The sequence below is a fragment of the Streptococcus sp. oral taxon 058 str. F0407 genome, from assembly GCF_000235485.1.
In the GTDB taxonomy this organism is placed as follows: domain Bacteria; phylum Bacillota; class Bacilli; order Lactobacillales; family Streptococcaceae; genus Streptococcus.
Window position 1 is genome coordinate 54,756 of sequence record NZ_JH378883.1, and the last position, 4,231, is coordinate 58,986.

The following is a 4,231-nucleotide window of genomic DNA, read 5'->3' on the forward strand; positions in this document are numbered from 1 at the left end:
TCAAGCCCTTGACAACGCTCTGCGTCTGCCCTATGGGAATCATGATAGCACTCGCCGTCACAAAGATTCCACCAACCTGATGATACAGCTTGTCATTCCCCATGAAAAGCGTATCTCGGATAGGATTTTTTGCCTTGGTGTGGCCATCCCCTGCATTCCCAAGTTGGATATTCTGACCTGCCTCGTACATATTAGACGCCCCATAAGCCGTCGTCCCCAGACCTGCAGTTAGCCCAAATCCAACAACCAAGGGTGTCGCTGCACCCATAGTTGCCCAAATCGCTAAAGCACCAATCGCAAAGGTCACCACACCAAGACCCAGGTCTATCCAACCTTTCTTGGCTCGATCCTCCGCAGCCAAGGCTTCAAAACGAGCCTTGTCCCGCTCCTGGGCGGCTTTCACTCGCTCAACGCGACTCTCCATCTGCTTGCTCGCCTGTTGGTAGGCTATCGCAAAACGTTGAACAGATTGGAGTTTCGCAAAGTCTCCAGACTGATAGCTTCCCACAGTACGTGTCTTCCCTGCATGTTCCGCTATCAAGGCCTTGGTCGCAGCTAGAAGTTCCTTAAAGGCGACCAAATCCTGACTCGCATGGTTACTCTCGTACTGAGTGATGGAGCTGTCCAGGTTCTTGACCTGATTCATGAGGAAGTTATAGTTCATGATCGTACTGGTATGACTACTTCCTGAATAGCTTACCAAGTCTGAAATCTTGTCCTTGGCCACGTTTAAGAGCTCAATCTCACTCTTTAGATTGTTCCGTGAACTCTTTAAGTCACTATGAAGGTTTGTAAACACCTGACCTGGTAGCTTTGCATGATTGCTCGAATCAATTTGATAGTAACCGTCCTTGTAAAGCAAGAGGTTAGATGAGTAGTCATTCATCAAGTTGACCAGAGTTTGAAGGAGGGTTCCATGCACCTCTACTAGGTAGGTGCGCATACTCGAGATGGCCTGACCTTGGAGGTTAGTATTATTGATAAAGTCCGTCATAGCGGTATTGAGATTATTGATGGCCTCTCCCCAAGCATTCATCGTCTTTTGACTTTCCACTTGAACAGAGGTAATATCATCAAATGTTATCTTGTAACTCATGGCACCTCCCTACTGCAAGCCAGGAAACAGAGTTTGTCCCAATACTGTATCTGTACGAGCCAATTCTTTTCCTGTAGCTGCCATCAAGGCAATGTCTGTTTCCAATAAGGATGTATAGCTCGTCATCAGCTGACAGAGCTCATTGAATTGTTCCTGATACAAATCGAGCACCTTGGATTCCGATGTCGTTTTGAAGGTTGGCTTACTCACTCCAGCCAAACTAGCCTGAGCCTTGGTCAAACTACTGATGTGCGAGTTAAACAGAACCTCGGATAATTGAATCGTTCCATACATGACCTTACCCCTCCTTCGTATGTAGTAGCTTCTCGATGAAATTTCCCAGACTGTTAATCTGACTTTGACACCAGCCAATAATGCCATTCTCTTCGTTCTTTTGGTTTTCTAGTCTAGTGATTTCATCACAGATGGCATCATAGAAGGTATTCATCTCCGTTTGGAAACTCGTGTAGTCACTGGAGAAGGTTTCCCACTGCTTGGTGAAGTCATCTTTTTGTTTCCCTTGCCAATCTAGCTGAATATTTCGGTGCATGATGGGATACTTGATATTGTGAACCTTTTTTTGAATTTCCCCTACAGACTTCTTGGCGGTGCGAAGACGTTCCAATTTTTCATCAATGGAAGTAATCCGTGATTGGTCGGAGGAGATGCTGGAAGAGTGGGGGCTCACTTGTCTTTGTAGAGAATTCTATTTAAAGCAAGAGTTTACCAATAAAATATTAGTAAACTCTTGTTTGATTTATTTTATCATAAAAGGGGGAGTTGTTCTGATTGTTGCCCAATAATAAGAACTATTTTGATTGTTTATATAAGTGTTCCAGTAATTGCCGACATTTTTCGTCAATCAATTCTCTATTAGCCAGCTGTTGAATCCATTTTTCGGGATGCCTTCCAGTTGATAGTGGGCTCCAGCCAAGGTACCTGTAATGGCACCGATGGTATCGGTATCCCCTCCAAGATTAACGGCTTTTAGAACAGCTTCTTCAAAACTATCTGTTGTACCCAAACACCAGAGACAAGCCTTCAAGGTATCAACAACATAGCCTGTAGAAGCAATATCTTCCCTAGATTTTTGATAAAATTCTCTATCAAATATTTCTCTAAAATGTTCTTGATACTCTTCCCAGTATTCGGGTTTTTCCTTGAAATAATCTTCAAGATAAGGTTTTAATTGACAAAGTAATTTTTCTAAACGAATGTTAAGAAGAAAACCGATTAAAAGCTGGACATAAAGAATAGATGCCACGATAGACCTTGGATGAGCATGGGTCAGCTTAGTATATTTCTCAATTATTTTTGATCTATAACTGAAATCAAAATTTTCATATAAGTGCAAAGCTAAGGGAGATATCCTCATCAGAGCTCCATTGCCATTATCTCTCTCACTAGTTCCTCCACATTTCTCTGGAGAGACTCCTGCCAAATACCGTTCAATCGCCTGATTAGTCGCAACACCAATATCAAAACAATATCCAAAAGGGGTGAGGTAGCCCTGACAAGCTACAAATTTATCCATCAACCCATTCAAATCAGAATCCTCACATAGGTGTTCAATAAGTGCTAAGGATAAAGAAGTATCATCTGACCAAGTACCAGCTGGTTGATTATAGGTTCCATAACCCACCATATCTGAAATATGATAGGTATCTCTATCTCTGAACTCTACAGGGACTCCCAGTGCATCACCTATTGCTAGACCAAAGATAACCGAATTTATCTTTTGTTTAAGATTATATCTTCTATACTGATTTGAATCATCTTCCCATTTATCTCTTAATCTCATAGCCTTCTCCTATTCTATTAAATCCATTTTTAGAATAATATTATTATCAACTTTATCTATACCCTTTATTAAGAATTTTGAATTTCTTGGCAACAATAACTCATTTTCATTAGGGAACATACTGAAAGTGTTAACCATCCCTCCTTTAGAACCTTTTGGTGCGTTGATTTCCCATCTTACACCACCTCCAAAGGCTGTCTTACTCTCAACTGAAGTACTAACAAAAGCTCGATCTTCAAAAGTTTTTCCTACTAACGAATTCCAATCCAGAGTTCCGTTATAGTTTTTATCAACGATGTTCATGAAAGGCGCTGAACTTGTTCCCCTGTATAAAGTTAAATCAGCTGGCAATTCCATCTTAGACAATGCAGAATCGATATCAGAAATAGTTGAAGTTGAAATAGGGCCTAAATCGTCACTGAACCCTCTTAAGTAGTTATTAATGTAAGTATAATCATTACTTGTATAGACTCGTAACCCCTCAGCTTCTGCATTCGTAAAACTTTGTTGGCTTTTTCTAAAATAGGTATCTAGTTCTTGCGTACTATACTTCGGTGTTTCGACATCTACTTTCACCTTGTTGAGACTAAACTTGCTGGCTGCTGAGGAGGCCGCATAACCTCCTACGATATTCCCGATAAAGTTTGCGGTTTGGGCGTCTTCCTCACTACCACCTAGGAGCTTAGTCCCATGATAGGCAACCTGACCCGTTGTATAAGCTCCAGCTTCCCCTATCGCAAACTGGGTCAAGCCCTTGACAACGCTTTGCGTATGCCCTATGGGAATCATGATGGAACTCGCTGTCACAAAGATCCCACCAACCTGATGATACAGCTTGTCATTCCCCATGAAAAGCGTATCTCGGATAAAGTTTTTTGCCTTGGTATGGCCATCCCCTGCATTCCCAAGTTGGATATTATGAATCCCTTCCCCTGCATTAGAGGTCCCATAGGCAAACGTTCCAAGTCCAGCCGTTAAGCCAAACCCAAAAACCAAAGGTGTCGCAGACCCACAGGTCGCTACAATCGCAAGAACCCCAATCGCGGCTGTCAGTACACCAAGACCTAAGTCTATCCAACCCTTCTTGGCTCGATCCTCCGCAGCCAAGGCCTCAAAACGAGCCTTGTCCCGCTCCTGGGCAGCTTTCACTCGTTCAACGCGACTCTCCATCTGCTTGGTTGCTTGTTGGTAGGCTATCGCAAAGCGTTGGACAGATTGGAGTTTAGCGAAATCTCCCGACTGGTAGCTTCCTACGGTACGTGTCTTCCCTGCATGCTCTGCTATCAAGGCCTTAGTCGCAGCTAGAAGTTCCTTAAAGGCGACCAAATCCTGAC

The 4,231-nt window shown here is 42.9% G+C and carries 4 protein-coding genes and 1 pseudogene; all 5 read right to left on the minus strand.

Going from position 1 to position 4,231, the window contains the following annotated elements:
• Positions 1–1,096: T7SS effector LXG polymorphic toxin (locus HMPREF9184_RS09610; RefSeq protein WP_009444097.1), on the minus strand; the 1,096-nt coding region annotated here is incomplete at its 3' end.
• 9 nt (positions 1,097–1,105) lie between these two features.
• A complete protein-coding gene (locus tag HMPREF9184_RS01165) occupies positions 1,106–1,390 on the minus strand; it encodes a TIGR04197 family type VII secretion effector (protein WP_000274520.1) in 285 nt (94 codons plus the stop codon).
• A gap of 4 nt (positions 1,391–1,394) precedes the next feature.
• Positions 1,395–1,784: a YwqH-like family protein gene (locus HMPREF9184_RS01170; RefSeq protein ID WP_050541558.1), complete on the minus strand. Its 390-nt coding sequence runs from the start codon at positions 1,782–1,784 to the stop codon at positions 1,395–1,397.
• A 121-nt stretch (positions 1,785–1,905) separates the two neighbouring features.
• Positions 1,906–2,897, minus strand: a pseudogene (locus tag HMPREF9184_RS01175) (ADP-ribosylglycohydrolase family protein).
• Positions 2,898–2,906: 9 nt separating this feature from the next.
• The gene (locus tag HMPREF9184_RS09365) at positions 2,907–4,067 is read right to left on the minus strand and encodes an ADP-ribosyltransferase (protein WP_232196690.1); all 1,161 of its coding nucleotides are present in this window, start codon (positions 4,065–4,067) and stop codon (positions 2,907–2,909) included.
• Positions 4,068–4,231: the final 164 nt, after the last annotated feature.